The sequence below is a fragment of the Streptomyces sp. NPDC004629 genome (assembly GCF_042873595.1).
Taxonomy (GTDB): Bacteria; Actinomycetota; Actinomycetes; order Streptomycetales; family Streptomycetaceae; genus Streptomyces.
In genome coordinates this window covers 31,032-47,802 of the sequence record NZ_JBIALO010000020.1, presented here as the reverse complement: position 1 = coordinate 47,802, position 16,771 = coordinate 31,032, and the positions used below count along the sequence as shown (strand labels likewise).

Annotated in this window: 13 protein-coding genes and 2 pseudogenes; 7 read left to right on the top strand and 8 right to left on the bottom strand. The window is 69.3% G+C overall.

Annotated elements, in window-relative coordinates:
* Positions 1-739: 739 nt before the first annotated feature.
* Both ACFYTE_RS27665 and ACFYTE_RS27660 read right to left on the bottom strand, forming a co-directional pair.
* Positions 740-974, bottom strand: a pseudogene (locus ACFYTE_RS27665) (alpha/beta fold hydrolase); the annotation flags it as partial.
* Positions 975-1,448: 474 nt separating this feature from the next.
* Positions 1,449-2,417 carry a helix-turn-helix domain-containing protein gene (locus ACFYTE_RS27660; protein ID WP_388715811.1) on the bottom strand — a complete coding sequence of 323 codons (969 nt, stop codon included), beginning with the start codon at positions 2,415-2,417 and terminating at the stop codon, positions 1,449-1,451.
* A 236-nt stretch (positions 2,418-2,653) separates the two neighbouring features.
* Here ACFYTE_RS27660 and ACFYTE_RS27655 point away from each other — a divergent pair, with 236 nt between their 5' ends.
* The 4 genes and pseudogenes from ACFYTE_RS27655 to ACFYTE_RS27640 form a co-directional block, all read left to right on the top strand.
* Positions 2,654-2,836, top strand: a complete 183-nt coding sequence (locus ACFYTE_RS27655) for a hypothetical protein (RefSeq protein WP_388715809.1) — start codon at positions 2,654-2,656, stop codon at positions 2,834-2,836.
* 142 nt (positions 2,837-2,978) lie between these two features.
* Positions 2,979-3,632 (top strand): DUF4232 domain-containing protein, encoded by a 654-nt coding sequence (locus ACFYTE_RS27650; protein WP_388716099.1) that lies wholly within the window; start codon positions 2,979-2,981, stop codon positions 3,630-3,632.
* A gap of 116 nt (positions 3,633-3,748) precedes the next feature.
* Complete coding sequence (locus ACFYTE_RS27645; RefSeq protein WP_388715806.1) at positions 3,749-4,213, top strand: DUF5709 domain-containing protein; 465 nt, start codon at positions 3,749-3,751, stop codon at positions 4,211-4,213.
* A gap of 359 nt (positions 4,214-4,572) precedes the next feature.
* Positions 4,573-4,915: pseudogene (locus tag ACFYTE_RS27640) on the top strand (IS5/IS1182 family transposase); the annotation flags it as partial.
* A gap of 710 nt (positions 4,916-5,625) precedes the next feature.
* Here the strand turns inward: ACFYTE_RS27640 and ACFYTE_RS27635 are convergent.
* From ACFYTE_RS27635 to ACFYTE_RS27615, 5 genes are all read right to left on the bottom strand, one after another.
* Entirely contained in the window at positions 5,626-6,606 is a 981-nt protein-coding gene (locus tag ACFYTE_RS27635) for a helix-turn-helix domain-containing protein (protein WP_388715803.1), read from the bottom strand.
* Positions 6,607-7,032: 426 nt separating this feature from the next.
* Positions 7,033-7,773: an SDR family NAD(P)-dependent oxidoreductase gene (locus ACFYTE_RS27630; protein ID WP_388715800.1), complete on the bottom strand. Its 741-nt coding sequence runs from the start codon at positions 7,771-7,773 to the stop codon at positions 7,033-7,035.
* 14 nt (positions 7,774-7,787) lie between these two features.
* A complete protein-coding gene (locus ACFYTE_RS27625; protein WP_388716096.1) occupies positions 7,788-8,804 on the bottom strand; it encodes a zinc-binding dehydrogenase in 1,017 nt (338 codons plus the stop codon).
* 11 nt (positions 8,805-8,815) lie between these two features.
* The gene (locus tag ACFYTE_RS27620) at positions 8,816-9,676 is read right to left on the bottom strand and encodes a fumarylacetoacetate hydrolase family protein (RefSeq protein ID WP_388715797.1); all 861 of its coding nucleotides are present in this window, start codon (positions 9,674-9,676) and stop codon (positions 8,816-8,818) included.
* A 36-nt stretch (positions 9,677-9,712) separates the two neighbouring features.
* Complete coding sequence (locus tag ACFYTE_RS27615) at positions 9,713-10,531, bottom strand: IclR family transcriptional regulator (protein WP_388715795.1); 819 nt, start codon at positions 10,529-10,531, stop codon at positions 9,713-9,715.
* 336 nt (positions 10,532-10,867) lie between these two features.
* Between ACFYTE_RS27615 and ACFYTE_RS27610 the strand changes: the two genes are divergently transcribed.
* Genes ACFYTE_RS27610 through ACFYTE_RS27600 form a run of 3 tightly spaced genes read left to right on the top strand, consistent with a single transcriptional unit; the run spans position 10,868 to position 16,114 of the window.
* Entirely contained in the window at positions 10,868-12,580 is a 1,713-nt protein-coding gene (locus tag ACFYTE_RS27610) for an IlvD/Edd family dehydratase (RefSeq protein ID WP_388715792.1), read from the top strand.
* Positions 12,567-15,440 carry an FAD-binding and (Fe-S)-binding domain-containing protein gene (locus ACFYTE_RS27605; RefSeq protein WP_388715789.1) on the top strand — a complete coding sequence of 958 codons (2,874 nt, stop codon included), beginning with the start codon at positions 12,567-12,569 and terminating at the stop codon, positions 15,438-15,440. The genes ACFYTE_RS27610 and ACFYTE_RS27605 overlap by 14 nt, the downstream gene beginning before the upstream one ends.
* Complete coding sequence (locus tag ACFYTE_RS27600; RefSeq protein ID WP_388715787.1) at positions 15,437-16,114, top strand: SDR family NAD(P)-dependent oxidoreductase; 678 nt, start codon at positions 15,437-15,439, stop codon at positions 16,112-16,114. The genes ACFYTE_RS27605 and ACFYTE_RS27600 overlap by 4 nt, the downstream gene beginning before the upstream one ends.
* Before the next feature lie 8 nt (positions 16,115-16,122).
* Here the strand turns inward: ACFYTE_RS27600 and ACFYTE_RS27595 are convergent, their stop codons facing one another.
* Positions 16,123-16,743: a LysE family translocator gene (locus ACFYTE_RS27595; protein WP_388715784.1), complete on the bottom strand. Its 621-nt coding sequence runs from the start codon at positions 16,741-16,743 to the stop codon at positions 16,123-16,125.
* Between the last annotated feature and the right edge of the window lie 28 nt (positions 16,744-16,771).

Below are 16,771 nucleotides of genomic sequence, written 5' to 3'. Positions count from 1 at the left end.
GACGAACTGGGTGGTGCCGGGCCAGAACCAGGCGCGTCGGCCACCCGGATGAAGACGTTGGTGATCGCGGCCTCTGCCTTTGGACCAAGGGCCGCCGCCCCGACGATCGGCGTCAGCCGAACGGTTGCCCATCACCGTGACAACTGCCGTTCACCGCGCCGGCCACCACCACGCAGGCCCGGACGAGCCCGAGGTGATCAAGGGCGAATCGAGGGCCGGCGGGCCGCCGGGCGTGGCTAGCGCGATGCCGTCGTACACGCCGAGGGCGAGACAGCGGCAGTCCGAAGCCATCAGCGGACCGAGTGCGAAAGGCGCCAGGCCCGTACGAGCCAGGTGATACCAGTCGCACCGGTCACGGACTTGCACCGACGCCGAACCCGACGTGAGGGGTGTGCACAGTGCCACCGCGTGAGTTGCGCGGCCGGACATGCCACGACGACGAGCGCAGATCGAGACCGCCCGCCGGGATCACTGGGAACGGAGATTTCGACGGCACTGGCGCGCGCTCGCGGGAATCGCCTGGGCACCGTGGCCGTCGCAGCGATCCGGTTCCGGCTCGTTGCCGCGCCGGCGAGGAAACGTGCGGCAGGAAAGCCGGGTAAGCCTGCGCCGGGATCACTTCCTCAGGAAGGCGAGGAGCGCGGCATCGACCTCCTCCGCGTGGGTCCACAGCAGTCCGTGCGGGTCGCCCTCGATCTGCACATACGGAGTCCCGGGCGGAGCCGTATGCGGACATGTACAGGCCGGCCGCGAAAGTGTCGCAGCCGTACCCGGTCGTCGGCCGGCTGGACTGTCCGAAACCGCGACGGTCGTACGTGATCACTGGCCCGCGTCAAGCAGCACGGTGCTCTGCCGTTCCCAGAAGTGCCCGTCGAGAGGGAGGCCGTGGATGAGGACGACCGGCTGCCCGGTGCCGTGGCCCTCGTAGTAGAGGTCAACGGTGGCGGCGTCTGACCCACGGTGATGTATGGCAACGTCTCTTCCTCTTACGGCGTGACTGGTGCGCGCAGGACCGCATGGCAACTTGACGAGCAGGGCACTGTGTGAACCGACACGGCTCATCGGCGGTCGATGTCCGGGCGTTCGCGGCGTGCGCAGCACGGGATGGCATGACGCTAGGGCGCACGCCTTGCCGTGTGTCGTTCCTGAGTGCACCGCTTCTTGCCTGTGAGTGCACAAGGAGTGCGCACCGGCGCACTGTTTCCCAAGGTTCCAGATCGTCCCTCGCCCGCGCACCTCTGGGGTGCGGGCGAGACAGATGGTGCACTGACGGACAAGGCATCTTCACCGGCAGTCCCGGCCCCGCGCCGGCTCCTGCGGCACCGCCGCCGACCCCTGTAGCGCCTGGTTGAGCGAAGGCGTCGAGGAGCGTCTGTGTGAGGTGCCTTCTCATGAGCTGTCCGGACGGGCGTCTGTCACACAGGGTTGTTCGGTATGACAGACGCAGGTCAGCTGGTTTCGCTTACGCGTGCAGCCGCCTGCCATTCCTTGGGGGAGGCGCCATAGGCGGACCGGAAGGCACGGCTGAAGTGGGAAGGGCTCACAAAGCCCCAGCGGTGGGCCACGGCCGCTATGCCGGGTCCGTGGGCCGTGGCCCGCGCCAGGTCCCTTCGGCAGCGCTCCAGACGCTGTTTTTGAATCCACCGGCTCACAGTGATGCCCTCGGGCTCGAAGAGCTTGTGCAGATACCTGACAGACACGTGGTTGGCCGAGGCGATCAGTACTGGGGACAGCTCCGGATCGGCCAGATGCCGCAGCACGTACTCCTTGACGCAAACCAGCAGGGCGTTTGAGGCCTCGGGTGCTTGGGGGCTGCTCAGCCGCCCCTGACGCTCCTGGATCAAGAGGCCCAGCAGGTCGCAGGTGATCAGAGCGAGTCTGCGGCCTTCCGCCGGGGTGAGCGACGCTGCTCCCTTGCCCAGGTGCTCCAGGTACTGGGCGATGAGACCGGAGACGTTCCCGTCCTGGTCGAAGGCTGTCGCGGTGACGGCCTGCAGATCGCGGTCGGTGACGTGAAGAGCGGACCTGGAGAAGTGGAACGAGGTGAAGCTGAATGCTTGTCCTAGCGTTTTGCTGAAGGGCCGCCTGGAATCGGAGAGCGAGAACTGCCCGGGAAGCACCACCGTGTCCCGCCCGTCCTGTGAGCGCTCGGCGATGCCCTGATGCTGGAGGGTCAGCGTCAGGCACTCCTTGCTGTCCCTGGCGATCATCCGCGGGCTGCGGACGACCGTCTGCGGCCCGGCCGCGACCGCCGAGACGTGCAGGTAGTCCAGCTGAGTGGTGCGGATGGTGGCTGCCGAAGGCGTTTCTTCGTGCAGGTCGACATTGAGCGGAATGAAAGTTTTCGATACGGCATCCCGCCAGAAGGCCGCTCGATCCGATGCGGACAGCGCAGCAGACGACAGAACGAGCGACATGGAAACTCCTCAACGCGGTTGTGCGGTCGAAGCGGCGCACCGCGCTGGCGCCATCCGTTCAGCGGAAGCCTGTGTTTCGACAACTTCGCTCCCACAGAATAACGAACCGGTCAACCGCCTACGGACCAGCCGCGGCGATCCCGACGGTGCCGGCGGGCGGTGACGAGGGCGCGCCATCGGGCGCGGGTGGCTAGTTCAGCGGAGCCCGGGTCGGCAGCATCTTCACCTTCCTCGGCGTGCCCGACATTCCCGAGGCATTGATCGCCGGCCGTGAGGAGACCTGGCTCACCCAGCCCGACATGCTCTTCCCCGAGGAGATCGCGGTCTACGTGCGTGCGTACCAGCAACCCGGTGCCGTGCGCGGGTCCTGCATGGATCACCGTGCGGCGCCCCAGGACGTCGCCCAGGGGAGCGGCTAACTCCCACGTGAGCACGGACAGGCCAATAGCAGGGCACAGACGGACAAGTCAGCCTCCCTCCGCAGCCCTAGTGTTCCTTACGCACCGACCGCGCCTCCCGTTTGACGTGGGCCGCGTACAGCCGCCAGGCCAGGAAAGCGACATGAAACACCGAATACTTCTGCCAAGCGCTCTCATTTGCTGCAGCGTACTGGTCGGGTGTACCGACCAAGGAACGGACGGAGCCGTGGGGGCCAGCCCGACTGCGTCCGGTTCTTCGTCACCGACAGAGACCCCCGTTCCGGGAGCTGCCGACACCGGCACCTCCACCGCGTCCCCGACCACATCCCTCGACGCGGGAACGTCGTCATCAAGCTCCGCCGTACCGGCCACGAGTCGCCGCTGCCATACCTCCGAACTGCGGGCGTCCGTCGGGGCCAACCACCCGGGAGCCGGCCAGTCGAACTTCGCCGTTGTTCTGACCAACGGTTCCCGCCGTACGTGCTCGGTCCGCGGCTTTCCCGGAGTGGCGTTCGTCAACCGCCAAGGCGAGGAAGTCACCCCGGATCCTGAGCGGGCCAGCGGCGAGGAGGAACCGACCGTGACGCTCACTCCCGGTGCCAGCGCCTGGTCGGCAATGACGTATGCCAATCCGGCGATCACCGGTGTCACCAGCGTGACACCGGCGGCTCTGCTCATCACTCCGCCCGACGAGACGACATCGATCTCGGTGAGCTGGACCGGTGGCGAGGTCTCCAACACCGGCAAGGCGTCGGTACCTCAGGTGAGCCCTTTCAGAGCAGGCGACGGCGCCTGATCCAGCGATCAAGGCGGACACGCCACCCTGGTCTTCCGACAGAACACCGGTGCGGCCCGACGACTTGAGGGATGGCAACCCATTTCTCCAGGCCGGAACGAGGACAAACACAACAGATGACTGCCGAAATGATGGGCGACGAGGTATATCAGCCGGACGGGGCCGAGGTGCAGGACGACGCCGGCGTGCTGGATGCGTCCGACACCCTGGATGACCGGGGCGGTGATGAGGTCTTGGACGAGGGCTACTCAGCCCCGGACAGGCCGTGGGGCGTGGAGCACACCGGTGTCACGGCGTCGGAGCGGTGGCGGGGGGAGAGCCTGGATGAACGTCTCTCGGAGGAGTTGCCTGACATCGGTGTCCCGGAGGGTGACGGAATCGGCGATGTCTGGGGCACGGACGGGGAGCTGATCGACGACGAGGCCGGTCACGAGCGGGCGGGACAACTCGTCGCGCCGGACGAAGGCAGCCACACGATCACCGAGTCCGACTTGTTCGCGTCCGATATGGGGCTGGACGGGGCTGGGGCGTCGGCGGAGGAGGCGGCGATGCACGTGATTCCCGACCCCGAACCCTACTGATGCCGGCCGGGCGGCGGCGGAGACACCGGCGAACAGCGCCTACCCGGTCGTGGTCCCCCTGACGTCTCCGGGGCCGACGCCTGCGAGCCGTCGGTACCGGACGTCGGGGCCCCAGCTGTGAGACAGCGGTCGTACGCGCGTTGATCGCCCCAGCCCAGACCATCTGGTGGACGCCCGAGGGTCCTACCCACGGCCGACCTCTGACGGCCGACTCAGCGGACGCCTGCCCAGTTGAGGAAACCGCCAAGTCCGCGCTACTGCCCACCCAGTGCGTTGCATTTTTCGGTGCGGATCCGTCGTTGGGCCGGGTTGTGTGGGCCGAGTGGGGGGCGGATGCGTTGCATGGGGTGACGCCTGAGATGGAGTGTCCGAGTGATCTGTCCGATGCCCCCCGGGAGTTGACCGCCGTTGCTGACGGCCTGGCCGGCCAAGCGTCGTCGGCATGCACTGAACATCGGCCGCGACTTCCCGCACTGGAGCACGGCTTACGGATACTTCGCCAAGTGGCAGCAGGAAGGCGTGTTCGCTCAGCTCAACGGTCTGCTCAGGCGGCTGCTGCGGGAGAAGGAGGGGCGGGACGCGGAGCCATCGGCCTGTGTGATCGACGCCCAGAGTGTCAAGACCTCCAGCAGCGTTCATGCCTCCAGCCAGGGCACCGACGCAGCGAAGAAGACCGTGGGCCGCAAGCGGAGCATCGTCACCGGCGAAGCCACCATCTCCTGACGCGACCCGACATCACAGGGTCAAGGGGATAAAACGACATCTGAGACCGCACCGCTCGGGCACCTTCAAGATCTCGAAAGACCCGGCGTTCGCGGAGCTCGAAGGTCAGGTCACCTCGGTTTTCCAGCCGGAGCAGCTTCCAATCGTGCCACTGCTCGTGTCGGGGTGATGCTCGAATAGTTTCAACCTCTAGCAATGGCGGCCGGGGAAACGTCGTTCCCCGGCCAGGGAACGCGGAACCCGATCCGCCCGGCCGTCTTACCGCGCGGCCCCGAGTCGGCAAGCGGGTTTGACGTATTGCCAGCGGACGTCCAGTTGTTCGAGGCGCGTTGCGCATATTGACAGCGAGTTAGCCGACCCCTCGCCGTCTTCCGCGATGCTGCATGCTGCTGCAACCCTCCCCCCTACGGGCACGTTATATCCCTTGTCCCGCAGATACTCCTGACAATCCCACGACCATGCTTGGGCTGGGCTTGCTGTGATGAGTGCTGTACCACCGGCAACTCCGCTTCCGGCGGTGGCAACCATGGTCAGAGTGATAAGGGTCTTGCTGATGCGGTTCATCTTCGACTCCCTCTTCAGCAGGCCAGAGGGCCTGGGTCCGACTGAGGTCCCTCGGTGCGTCTCAAGGTATATGGCAGCATCCAGGATTTCGTTAGCACTGAGTGCCCACCTGCTTGGCGATGGGTCTACTCGGTGATGCGCTGCGCTTGGTAGCGGTACTCCTTGGGCGGGACACCGTAGGCGGTGCGGAAGGCGCGGGTGAAGTCGGACGCGCGTGGGAAGCCGCAGAACGCACCGATGGCGTGGATGGGGGTGGCGCGCATCGTGGGGTCGGCGAGCGCACGGCGCGCGCGCTCCAGGCGTTGGCTGCGAATCCAGGCAGCGACCGTCTGGTCCTCCTGCTGGAAGAGGCGGTGCAGGTAGCCAGTGGAGATGTGGTGCGTGGCAGCGATGGTGCGCGGGGTCAATTGCGGGTCGTGCAGATGCTGTTGGATGAAGTGCCGGATGCGTAGCACGAGGGTCTGTCGGTGGGTCTCTGGCGGGAGGGAACTGCTGGTGTCGAGGGCGTGGGCGAACAGTGCGGACAGGAGGTCGACGGCCACGGTTCCCAGGCGGGGCCCGTCCTCGGACCGGTAAGCGCCGGCGCCCTGTGAGAGTTGGGTGAGCAACTGTGCCAGCAGAGCACCGAAACCCTCATCGGCCGGTAGCCGTAGCCCGACCACCCGGTCGAGTTGGTTCCGCGGCAGTGGCAGCAGCGCCTTAGGAACCTCAACACCCACCCCCGTGTGCGAGCCCGAGCCATGGCCCCCACGAACGTCGATGGGCCGAGAGGTGTCCACGACGCACAGGCTGTCCGGACCGTACACAGTCTCCTGCTCGCCCCTGGTCACGTGTAACGCCCCGCTCAACGGCAGGGACAGATGCAGCCCCTCGGGATCGGATTGCTTGATCAGTTTCGGCGTCCGCCCGAAGCACACCGGCTGGAACGTTGTCGGCCACACCGTTACGCACCCGAGGTCGATCACACGCTGAGAAGCCCGGAAGTCGGCCCAGTGGTCACTGCGCAACTCCAACGGCGCATGCGTCTGCCCGACCAACTGGCGCCAGAAGTCAAAGCGGTCGGAAGCCGGCAAGTCTTCGCTCTGGAACACCTTCTCAATCAACATGTCTCTCGATACCTCCGGATTTGTTCTTGACGGTTGCGTCCGGGCTGATCACTCCGATGCGGTCGCTCCTGCTGCGGCCAAGCTCACCGCCCTGGCATAGCTCTTCAGTATCGTTGCCACGCAGGAGGCCGAGCACACGCCAAGGGGGCGGCTCACTGGGGCGGATGGCACCCCGGGCAAGTCGACTGCGCGGACGTGGGGCGAGGTCGTCGGGCCTGGTGAGCAGCATCTGGGCGAGTCTGCGTGCAGAGATGTGACTGCGGTCGGCATCCGCACGACCCTCTGATCGGCTCGGGCGTAGCGTTTGACGGTGTTCAGGGCGCCGTGCACCCGGGTCGTCTCAGCCCCGCAGCCCGTAGAGCCGGCCGTCGAAGGTGATGCGTCGGTGAACTCGGCGAATGGGTCGCCCGGCACGGATGCGGCTGGTCACAGACGCAGGCTGGTCATCCCCCCGTCGACGCGGAGGACCGTTCCGGTGGTGGCTCCCGCGCGCGGAGACGCGAGCGAGACGATAGCGTGCGCTACCTCCTCGGCGGTCACCAGGCGCCCGAGCGGCTGCCGCGCCCGCAGTGCCTCGGCTGCCGCGGCCGGGTCCTCCGCGTCGTCGAGCAGGCGGCCGACCCACGGGGTGTCGGCGGTGCCCGGAGCCACCGCGTTCACCCGGATCCCGTCTGCCGCGTGGTCGGCGGCCATGGCGAGAGTGAGCGCGTGGACCGCGCCCTTACTGGCGCTGTACAGGGCTCTTTGGCGTACGCCGACGAACGCGACGGCCGAGCAGAGGTTCACCACCGCCGCGTGCGACGACCGCCGCAGGTGCGAAAGCGCGGCCGTGGTGGTCCGGGCGATGCCGGTGACGTTCACGTCGAGAACGCGGGCCCACTGGGTGTCGTCATTGGCGTCGACGGCGCCGACCGCGCCGATACCGGCATTGTTGACCAGGACGTCGAGACCGCCGAAGCGCCCCGCGACCTGGGCGACGGCCGTATCGACCGCACCCCGGTCGGTGATGTCGCAGCGCAGGGCCGTGACGCCGGTGGGCGCTCCCTCGACGCGCAGATCCAGGACGGCGACTTGTGCGCCCTTGTCTCGCAGGAGGGCGGCGGTGGCGGCTCCGATTCCGCTGCACCCACCTGTCACGAGTGCGGCGAGACCGCTGAATTCACTCACAGAACCCTCTTCGGTCAGGGCAGACGGGGATTGACATGGATCTTCGGACCGGGGCCCGCGTCGGGCGGTCGTCGGCCGGCCAGGACGGCACCCACCTGGTCGAGACCGACGGTGGCGGCGACCAGCGGCCCGGGGTCGACGGTCTTGTCGGCGTAGGCCCGGATGGTGGCGTCGAGGCCGGGGGAGGCGGACAGGATGCCGACGGCGGTGACATCCTTCAGGGCCAGGGTGCGGGTGTCGATCCGGCTGGGCTCGCCCGCCAGTCCGATGTACACGACGCGTCCGCCGGGCTCGACCAGGTCGAGGGCGGCGGCGGGCAGGTGCATCGCGTTCGAGGCGTCCACGACCGCGTCGAAGGGCAGCGCCGGTAGCTCGCTCTCCCGCCAGACGTGCTCGAAGCCGAGGCTCTGGGCGAACGCGAGCGATTCGTCGGTCCGTCCCATCAGGTGCACCTCGGCGCCGGTCGTACGGGCGAACATCGCGACCAGCAGGCCGATCGTGCCGGGGCCGAGGACCAGGACACGGTCCCCAGGCCCGACGCCGGCGGCCTGCGCGGCGCGCAGGGCGTTGCCACCGGGTTCCACCAAAGCCCCGAGGGCGGGGTCGACACTGTCGGGCAGGGCGTGCAGCGAGGAGACCGGCACGGCGAGACACTCGGCCAGCGCTCCGGGGCGGTCCCCTCGAACACCCACCTCCTGGCGCTTCGCGCACACGTGCTGATGCCCCTTGAGGCACCGCCTACAGGTCCCGTCACCCAGCATGGTGTCGCCCATGACCCGTCGGCCCGTCCAGGAGGGGTCCACGCCGGGACCGACCGCGGCCACCCGCCCTGACCACTCGTGGCCCGGACGCAGGGGATAGGAGGCGTGGCCCGAGTGGAGGTAGGCCATGTCACCGGTGAAGAACTCGACGTCGGTTCCGCAGACGCCGACCCGTTCGACGTCGATCACCGCCTCGCCGGGGCCGGCCACCGGCGAGGGCACTTCCTGGACCTCGTACGCGCGGGGTGCCGTCAGGACGAACGCGCGCATGGTGGTGCCGTTCACCGAGGTCCGAGCACGTTCTGCCGCTGACTGCCCAACTGCTGGATGCCCAGTTCCATGACGTCGCCCGGCTGCAGCCACACCGGCGGGTTGAAACCCATGCCGACACCGGGCGGGGTGCCGGTGTTGATCAGGTCGCCCGGTTCGAGGACGAGGAACTGGCTGAGGTGGTGCACGATGAAGTACGGATCGAAGATCATCGTCTTGGTGCTGCCGTTCTGCCGGCGCACGCCGTTGACGTCCAGCCACATGTCGAGGGCGAGGACGTCGTCGATCTCGTCGGGAGTGGCGAGCCACGGTCCGGCGGGGTTGAACGTCTCGGCGGACTTGCCCTTGGCCCACTGCCCGCCGCGCTCCATCTGGAAGGCCCTCTCGCTGACGTCGTTGACCACGAGGTAGCCGGCGATGGCGTCCCGGGCCTCGTCCACCGAGTCCAGATAGCTGGTCCGCCTGCCGATGACGATGCCGAGTTCCACTTCCCAGTCCGGCTTGGTGGAGCCGCGGGGAATGCGCACGTCGTCGTTCGGGCCGATCAGGGTGTTGGGCGACTTGGTGAACAGGATCGGCTCGTCGGGCACGGCCTGTCCCGTCTCGGCCGCGTGGTCGCGGTAGTTGAGGCCGATGCACAGGATCTGGTGCGGCCGGGCGATCGGTGCGCCGATCCGTTCCCCGGCGAAGCGGGACACCTGTCCTGCGGCGGCGCGCTCCGCCATGACGGGACGAACCCGGTCGATGCCGCCGGAGCCGAAGAAGGCTTCGTCGAAGTCGGTGACGACGTCCGACAGGTCGACATAGGTGTCGGCGTCGATGCGGGCGACGGGCTTCTCGGTGCCGGGGGCGCCGATGCGCATGAGGAACACGGATCGTTCTCCAAGTGGGTTGGGTGAGGGCGTAGGTCAGAGGTGAGCCGTGCCCAGTACGCCGAGCAGGTCTCTGATCTCCTGGAAGGCGTCTGTCAGGGTGCTCAGCGGAGTGCGGTAGGCCACGGCGCTCACGCTGACCGCGCCGGTGGGAACGCCCGGTGCAGCTGCGTAGACCGGCAGCGCGACGCAATTGACCCCGGTTTCGTTCTCCTGGTCGTCGACGGCGTACCCGCGCTCCCGGATCAGCTCGAACTCCTGGTGCAGATCCTCGGCCGTGCACCGGGTCCGGTCCGTGCGGCGCGCGAGCGGATCGTCACCCACCCAGTCCCGAACGGCCTCCGACGTGGGCAGCCGGTGCGCGAGCAGCAGCTTGCCGACGGCCGTGGAGTGGGCCGGGTTGCGGCCTCCGACCGTGGAGGTAAGCCGCACCGCGCCGCTGGGCGGGTCGACCTTGGCCCGGTAGACCACCTCGCGACCGTCGAGCACGGCGTAGTGCGCCGTCTCGCCGAACCGGGCGGCCAGGGTGTCCAGCAGGGGGGTGATGCGCCGGTGCTCCGGCCGGGCCTCGTGGTGGGCGAACGCCATCCGGAGGAACTCGTCGCCCAGCAGGTAACGGCCTCGCCCGTCCTGGTCGGCGAGGCCGGCCCGGCGCAGCGCGCCGAGTGCCCGGTGCACCGTCGGCTTCGGGGCTCCGATCGCCCGGGTCATCTCCTCCAGCCCCACGCCGTCGGGATGACGGGCGAGTTCCTTGAGGACGGCCAGGACCCGGTCCGAACCCACCAGGCGCTGGATGTCACCGCGGTCGGTGTGGCTTTCGTCCGTGGTGTGTGTCGACATCTCGTTGTACTCCATCGTGTTCCAAACCGTAGACCACCGTACCGACTAATGAAAAGTCCGTCAGGGTTGGGCGATGCCTTGGCAGCGTTCGTCGCGCGGCGCCGACACGACGATTGCGAAACCGACCGTTCACTGCCGTCGACGCGCTCCTGCTCACCGCGCTGAGCGGGCTGTCCCACACGGGCACTCCCAACGGCGCGACCTTGCCGCGGTGGCCGGCCTACGCGCCCGCCGACCGGGCGCTTCCCGTCCGCAGGGTCTGTCGGCCCGCGTTGAATCTGCGTATGCTCCTCCGTGCTTCTCGTGTTCCAAATCTCAGACCATCATGCCGATTAATGAAAAGAGCCGTGTGTGAAGCTCCGTAGTGCGCAGTGGTACGCGGGTCAGGACCGCAACGCCTACATCCACCGGGCCTGGATGCGCCGCGGTGTACCGGGTGACGCGTTCACGGGCCGTCCGCAGATCGCCATCGCCAACACCGCCTCCGAGCTGACGCCGTGCAACACACACCTGACCGAGGTGGCCGCCGCCGTCCGCAACGGCGTGTACGAGGCGGGCGGCATACCGCTGGAACTTCCCGTGATCTCCCTGGGCGAGACCCAGATGCGCCCCACCGCCATGCTCTGGCGCAACATGGCGGCCATGGCCACGGAGGAGATGCTGCGGGCCAACCCCATCGACGGCGTCGTGCTGCTCGGCGGTTGCGACAAGACCATCCCCTCGCTGCTCATGGCCGCCGCCTCGGTGGACCTTCCCGCCGTCGTCGTCCCCGGCGGTCCGATGCTGACCGGTACCTTCCGGGGCGCACCGCTTGGCTGCGGCACCGACGTATGGCGCCTCTCGGAGGAGGTCAGGGCGGGCACGCTGTCGAACGAGGAGTTCACCCGCTCCGAGTCCGCGATGATCCGCAGCCGCGGGCACTGCAACACCATGGGGACCGCGTCCACGATGGCCGTCGTCGCCGAGGCGCTCGGCACCACCCTGCCCGGCACCGCCGGCACCCCCGCCCCCGACAGCCGCCTCCTGGAGGCCGCACACGGCACCGGCCGCCTCGCCGTCGACATGGTGTCCGCAGACCGCAGGCCCGGCACCTTCCTGACCAAGGCCTCCTTCCACAACGCCATCGTGGCGCTCGCGGCCGTCGGCGGCTCCACCAACGCGGTCGTGCACCTCCTGGCGATCGCCGGCCGCCTCAGCATCGACCTGACCTTGGACGACTTCGACCGCATCGGCTCCCGTGTGCCGGTCCTCGTGGACCTGCTGCCGGCCGGACGGTTCCTCATGGACGACTTCCACCGGGCCGGCGGACTGCTCGCCGTCCTGCGCGAGGTCCGCGACCTGCTCGACCCGGAGGCACTGACCGTCACCGGCACCCCGCTGGTGGACCACCTCGACGATGCCCCGATCTGGGATCCCGAGGTGATCCGAACCCGGCAGGAGCCGCTGGTCGCCGAGGGCGGCATCGCCGTCCTGCGCGGCAGTCTCGCCCCCCGGGGCGCCCTCATCAAACCGGCGGCGGCCTCACCGAACCTGCTGCGCCACCGCGGCAGAGCGGTCGTCTTCGACAGCATCGAGGACTTTCACGCCCGCGTCGACGATCCCCAACTCGACATCGACGCCGACTCCGTCATGGTTCTGCGCGGCTGCGGCCCCAAGGGTTACCCGGGCATGCCGGAAGTCTCCAACATGCCACTGCCCAGGAAACTGCTCGAACAGGGCGTGCGCGACATGGTCCGCGTCTGCGACGGCCGGATGAGCGGCACCGCCTACGGCACGGTCGTGCTGCACGTGGCGCCCGAGGCGGCCGCCGGCGGCCCCCTCGCCCTGGTGCGCACCGGGGACATCATCAGCCTGGACGTCGAGGCCCGCCGCATCGACCTCGAAGTCCCCGCAGGCGAACTCGCCCGACGCACCCCCAACGAGGCGACCGTCGCCGGCTTCGCCGCCCCGCGTCGCGGATGGGAACGGCTCTACGTCGACCACGTCCAGCAGGCCGACACCGGCGCCGACCTGGACTTCCTCACCGGTTCCAGCGGATCGGAGGTGAGCCGTGAGTCGCACTGACCGACCCCGCGCCGAGCGGACCGCGAGTCCCGGTCCGCTCACCGCCGAGGGGACTCTGCTGGCGCGACTGGAGTCGGCGGCACCGGGCGCGGTCACCGGCCGGCCCGTCGACCGGCTGTCCTTCGCCCACGACGCCTCCCACTACCTGCTCGTCCCCCGGGCCGTCGTCACTCCTCGCGACGCCGCCGAGGTCGCCGCCCTGCTGCGCGTCGCGGCCGCACACGACCTCCCGCTGACATTCCGCTCCGGCGGCACCAGCCTGTCCGGGCAGGCCACCAACGACGGGGTGCTGGTCGACACCCGCCGCAACTTCCGCGGCATCGAGGTCCTGGACGACGGCGCGCGCGTCCGCGTCCAGCCCGGCGCGACCGTGCGCGCCGTCAACACCCGCCTGGCCCGCCACGGCCGCAAGCTCGGCCCCGACCCGGCCAGCGAATCAGCCTGCACCATCGGCGGGGTCGTCGCCGACAACTCCTCCGGCATGGCCTGCGGCACCGAGGCCAACACCTACCGGACGCTGGAGTCCGCCGTCCTGGTGCTGCCCAGCGGCACCGTGCTCGACACCGCGGCCCACGACGCCGACGAACGGCTGCGCGCACTGGAACCCGCCCTCCACGAGGGGCTGGCCCGCCTGCGCGACCGGGTGCGGGGCAACCCCGCCTCGGTCCGCACGATCGAGAAGCTGTACTCGATCAAGAACACGATGGGCTACGGGGTCAACTCCTTCGTCGACCACACCCGCCCGGTCGACCTCCTGCTGCACCTGGTGATCGGCAGCGAGGGCACCCTCGCCTTCGTCGCCGAGGCGACCTTCCGTACCGTCCCGGCGCACCCACACGCCGCCACCGCGCTGCTGTTCTTCCCCGACCTGGCGGCAGCCACCGGCGCCCTGCCCGCCCTGGTCGACGCCGGCTTCGCCACGGTCGAACTGCTCGACGCCACCAGCCTGCGCGTCGCCCAGCGCGACCCCCGGGCGATCACCGCGCTGCGCGCCCTCACGGTGCACGAGCACGCCGCGCTGCTGGTGGAACATCAGAGCCCGACGCGCGAGGAACTCACCGACCGGATCGACGACTCCTCCCGCCTGTTCGCCCGGCTCCCCCTGATGTCACCCACGGAGCTGAGCACCGACGCCGCCGACCGGGCGGCCCTTTGGCACATCCGCAAGGGGCTCTACGCCACCGTCGCCGGCGCCCGCCCGTCCGGGACGACGGCGCTGCTGGAGGACATCGCCGTCCCGGTCGACGCGCTGCTGCCCACCTGCTCCGAACTGACCCGGCTGTTGGACGCCCACGGCTACGGCGGCAGCGTCATCTTCGGCCACGCCAAGGACGGCAACATCCACTTCCTGCTCAACGAGGACTTCGGCACCCCCGGCAACATCGACCGCTACCTGCGCTTCACCGACGACATGGCCGACCTCGTGCTCGGCGCCGACGGCACCCTCAAGGCCGAGCACGGCACCGGAAGGATCATGGCACCGTACGTCCGCCGCCAGTACGGCGACGAGCTCTACGAGGTCATGCGTGAAGTCAAACGGCTCCTCGACCCGCACGGCCTGCTCAACCCCGGTGTGCTGCTCGACGAGGACCCGGCCGGGCACATCAGCCACCTCAAGTCCACGCCAACGGTCGAGGAGGAGGTCGACCGGTGCGTCGAGTGCGGCTACTGCGAACCGGTCTGCCCCAGCCAGGACCTCACCACATCACCGCGCCGGCGCATCGTGCTGCGCCGGGAGATGGCCCGGGCCGAGGGAGCGGGCGACGCCGGACTGCTGGCCGAACTGGAGAGTGACTATCAGTACGACGGGATCGACACGTGCGCCGTCGACGGCATGTGCGCCACGGCGTGCCCGGTCGGCATCGACACCGGCGACCTGACGCGCAGGCTGCGCGCCGGACAGCGCGGACGGACCGAGCAGAAGGTGTGGGCCTACGCCGCCCGGCACTGGGACGGCGCCACGAGGGTGGCCGGCGTGGCGCTGACCACCGCGCGTGCCGTGCCCGACGCACTGCCCACCCGGGCCACCTCCGCCGGGCGGGCGCTGCTCGGCCCCGAGACGGTCCCCGCCTGGTCCGTCGACCTGCCGCGCGGCGGCAGCCGCCGCCGCCCCGTCCGAGCGGGGTCACCGCAGGCGGTCTACTTCCCGGCCTGCCTGTCCACGATGTTCGCACCGGCCGATGTCGCGACGGGCACGGGAGTCCATGACGCTTTCCTGGCCCTGTGCCGGCGAGCCGGTGTGGAGGTCCGGGTACCGGAGGAGATCGCCTCCCTGTGCTGCGGTACGCCGTGGAAGTCCAAAGGCCTGACCGACGGGCACACGGCCATGCGCGACCGGGTGCGGCCCGTCCTGCGCGAGGCCGCGGACGGCGGCGCGCTCCCCGTGGTGGTGGACGCTGCCTCGTGCACCGAAGGACTGACGCGCATGCTCGCCGGGGAAGGACTTCGCGTCATGGACGCCGTGGAGTTCGTCGACACGCACGTGTTGCCCGGCCTCCCGCCCGCCCGCCGTCTGCCCTCGGTCGTCATCCACCCCACGTGCTCCTCCACACAGCTCGGCATCAACCCGGCGTTGTTGCGGGTGGCGACCGTGGTCGCGGAGGAGGTCGTGCAGCCCGAGGACTGGAGCTGCTGTGCCTTCGCCGGTGACCGGGGCCTGCTGCACCCGGAACTGACCGCGTCGGCGACCGCCGCCGAGGCACGGGCCGTGCGCCGGCACCCGGCGGCCGCTCACGCCTCCGTCAACCGCACCTGCGAACTCGGCATGACCAGAGCGACCGGACACCCTTACCGCCACGTGCTCGAACTCCTCGATGACGTGACCAGCCCGCTCCACCGACGCACGGGAGACACCGCATGAACGTCAGGACCGCCCTCGTGACCGGCGGTGCCCGCGGACTGGGCGCCGCTACCGCCGAGCGCCTGCGCGGCGACGGTCTGAAGGTGACGACCCTCGATCTCGACGGCGCCGATGTGTGCGTCGACATCACCGACGAGACGGCGCTGCGACGCGCGGCCGAAGCGATGGGCCCCGTGGACGTGCTGGTCAACTCGGCCGGCATCGTCGGACCGAACAAGCCCCTGCTGGAGACCGAACGCGACGAATGGCTGCGCGTCCTCGACGTCAATGTCCTCGGGACCGTGAACACCATGCGGCTGTTCGTACCCGGCATGCGCGACCGAGGGTGGGGCAGAGTCGTCAACTTCGCCAGCATGGCGGGCAAGGACGGCAACCCCGACCTCGCCGCGTACTCGGCCTCCAAAGCCGCCGTGATCGCCCTCACCAAGGCCGTCGGCAAGGAACTGGCCACCAGCGGGGTTCTGGTCAACGTGGTCACACCCGCCGTCATCGCCACGCCGATGAACGAGACCACGGCACCGGACGTACTGGAACGACTCACGTCCCTGATCCCCATGGGCCGCATCGGACGCCCCGAGGAGGTGGCCGAACTCGTCGCCTTCCTCTCCTCGGACCGCGTCAGCTTCTCCACCGGCGCGGTATACGACATCAGCGGCGGGCGCGCGACCTATTGACCCGCCGCTCAGGGCTGGGCCGTGGCGACCTTCAGTCCGAACCCGATCAGTACGGCGCCGGTGACACGGTCCATGGTCCGGCGCACGGCGGGCCTCTCGAAGAACGCGCGGGCCCTGGACAGCAGCATGACGTACCCGCCGAGCCACACGGCGGTGAGCGATGTGTGCACGAGGACCAGCAAGGCCATCCCGGCGTGCGGAGACAGTCCGGACGGTGCCAGTGTCGGCAACAGGCCGGTGTAGAAGACGGCGATCTTGGGATTGAAGACGTTGCTGACCAGGCCGGTCCGCCAGGGGTTGCCGGCAGGTGGGGCGAGTGGCGCCGCCGGTGCCCGCGACCGGTCCCGACGACTCTGCAACAGCGCTTGGACACCGAGGAACACCAGGTAGGCGGCCCCGGCCAGCTTGACGACCGTGTACACGGCAGCGGACGCGGCCAGGACCGCCGCGAGTCCGGCCACCGTGAGCACCCCCCAGACCAGCAGCCCCAGGGTGATTCCGCCGACCGTCCGCAGTCCGTCCTGCCATCCGGCACTGACGGCCCGCTTGGTGACCACGGCCATGTCCGGCCCGGGCACCATGGTCAGCACGGCCAGGACACCGACCGCGGTCATGAACTGTACGAGCATGCCCCCAGTCTCACATCCCGGACCCAGC

What these genes read in the sequence shown, in the direction of transcription:
- ACFYTE_RS27660 (WP_388715811.1), bottom strand. Translation starts at nt 2,417, where the DNA reads ATGTCGCTCGTTCTGTCGTCTGCTGCGCTGTCCGCATCGGATCGAGCG.
- ACFYTE_RS27635 (WP_388715803.1), bottom strand. Translation starts at nt 6,606, where the DNA reads ATGTTGATTGAGAAGGTGTTCCAGAGCGAAGACTTGCCGGCTTCCGAC.
- ACFYTE_RS27595 (WP_388715784.1), bottom strand. Translation starts at nt 16,743, where the DNA reads ATGCTCGTACAGTTCATGACCGCGGTCGGTGTCCTGGCCGTGCTGACC.
- ACFYTE_RS27600 (WP_388715787.1), top strand. Translation starts at nt 15,437, where the DNA reads ATGAACGTCAGGACCGCCCTCGTGACCGGCGGTGCCCGCGGACTGGGC.
- ACFYTE_RS27625 (WP_388716096.1), bottom strand. Translation starts at nt 8,804, where the DNA reads ATGCGCGCGTTCGTCCTGACGGCACCCCGCGCGTACGAGGTCCAGGAA.
- ACFYTE_RS27650 (WP_388716099.1), top strand. Translation starts at nt 2,979, where the DNA reads ATGAAACACCGAATACTTCTGCCAAGCGCTCTCATTTGCTGCAGCGTA.
- ACFYTE_RS27615 (WP_388715795.1), bottom strand. Translation starts at nt 10,531, where the DNA reads ATGGAGTACAACGAGATGTCGACACACACCACGGACGAAAGCCACACC.
- ACFYTE_RS27645 (WP_388715806.1), top strand. Translation starts at nt 3,749, where the DNA reads ATGACTGCCGAAATGATGGGCGACGAGGTATATCAGCCGGACGGGGCC.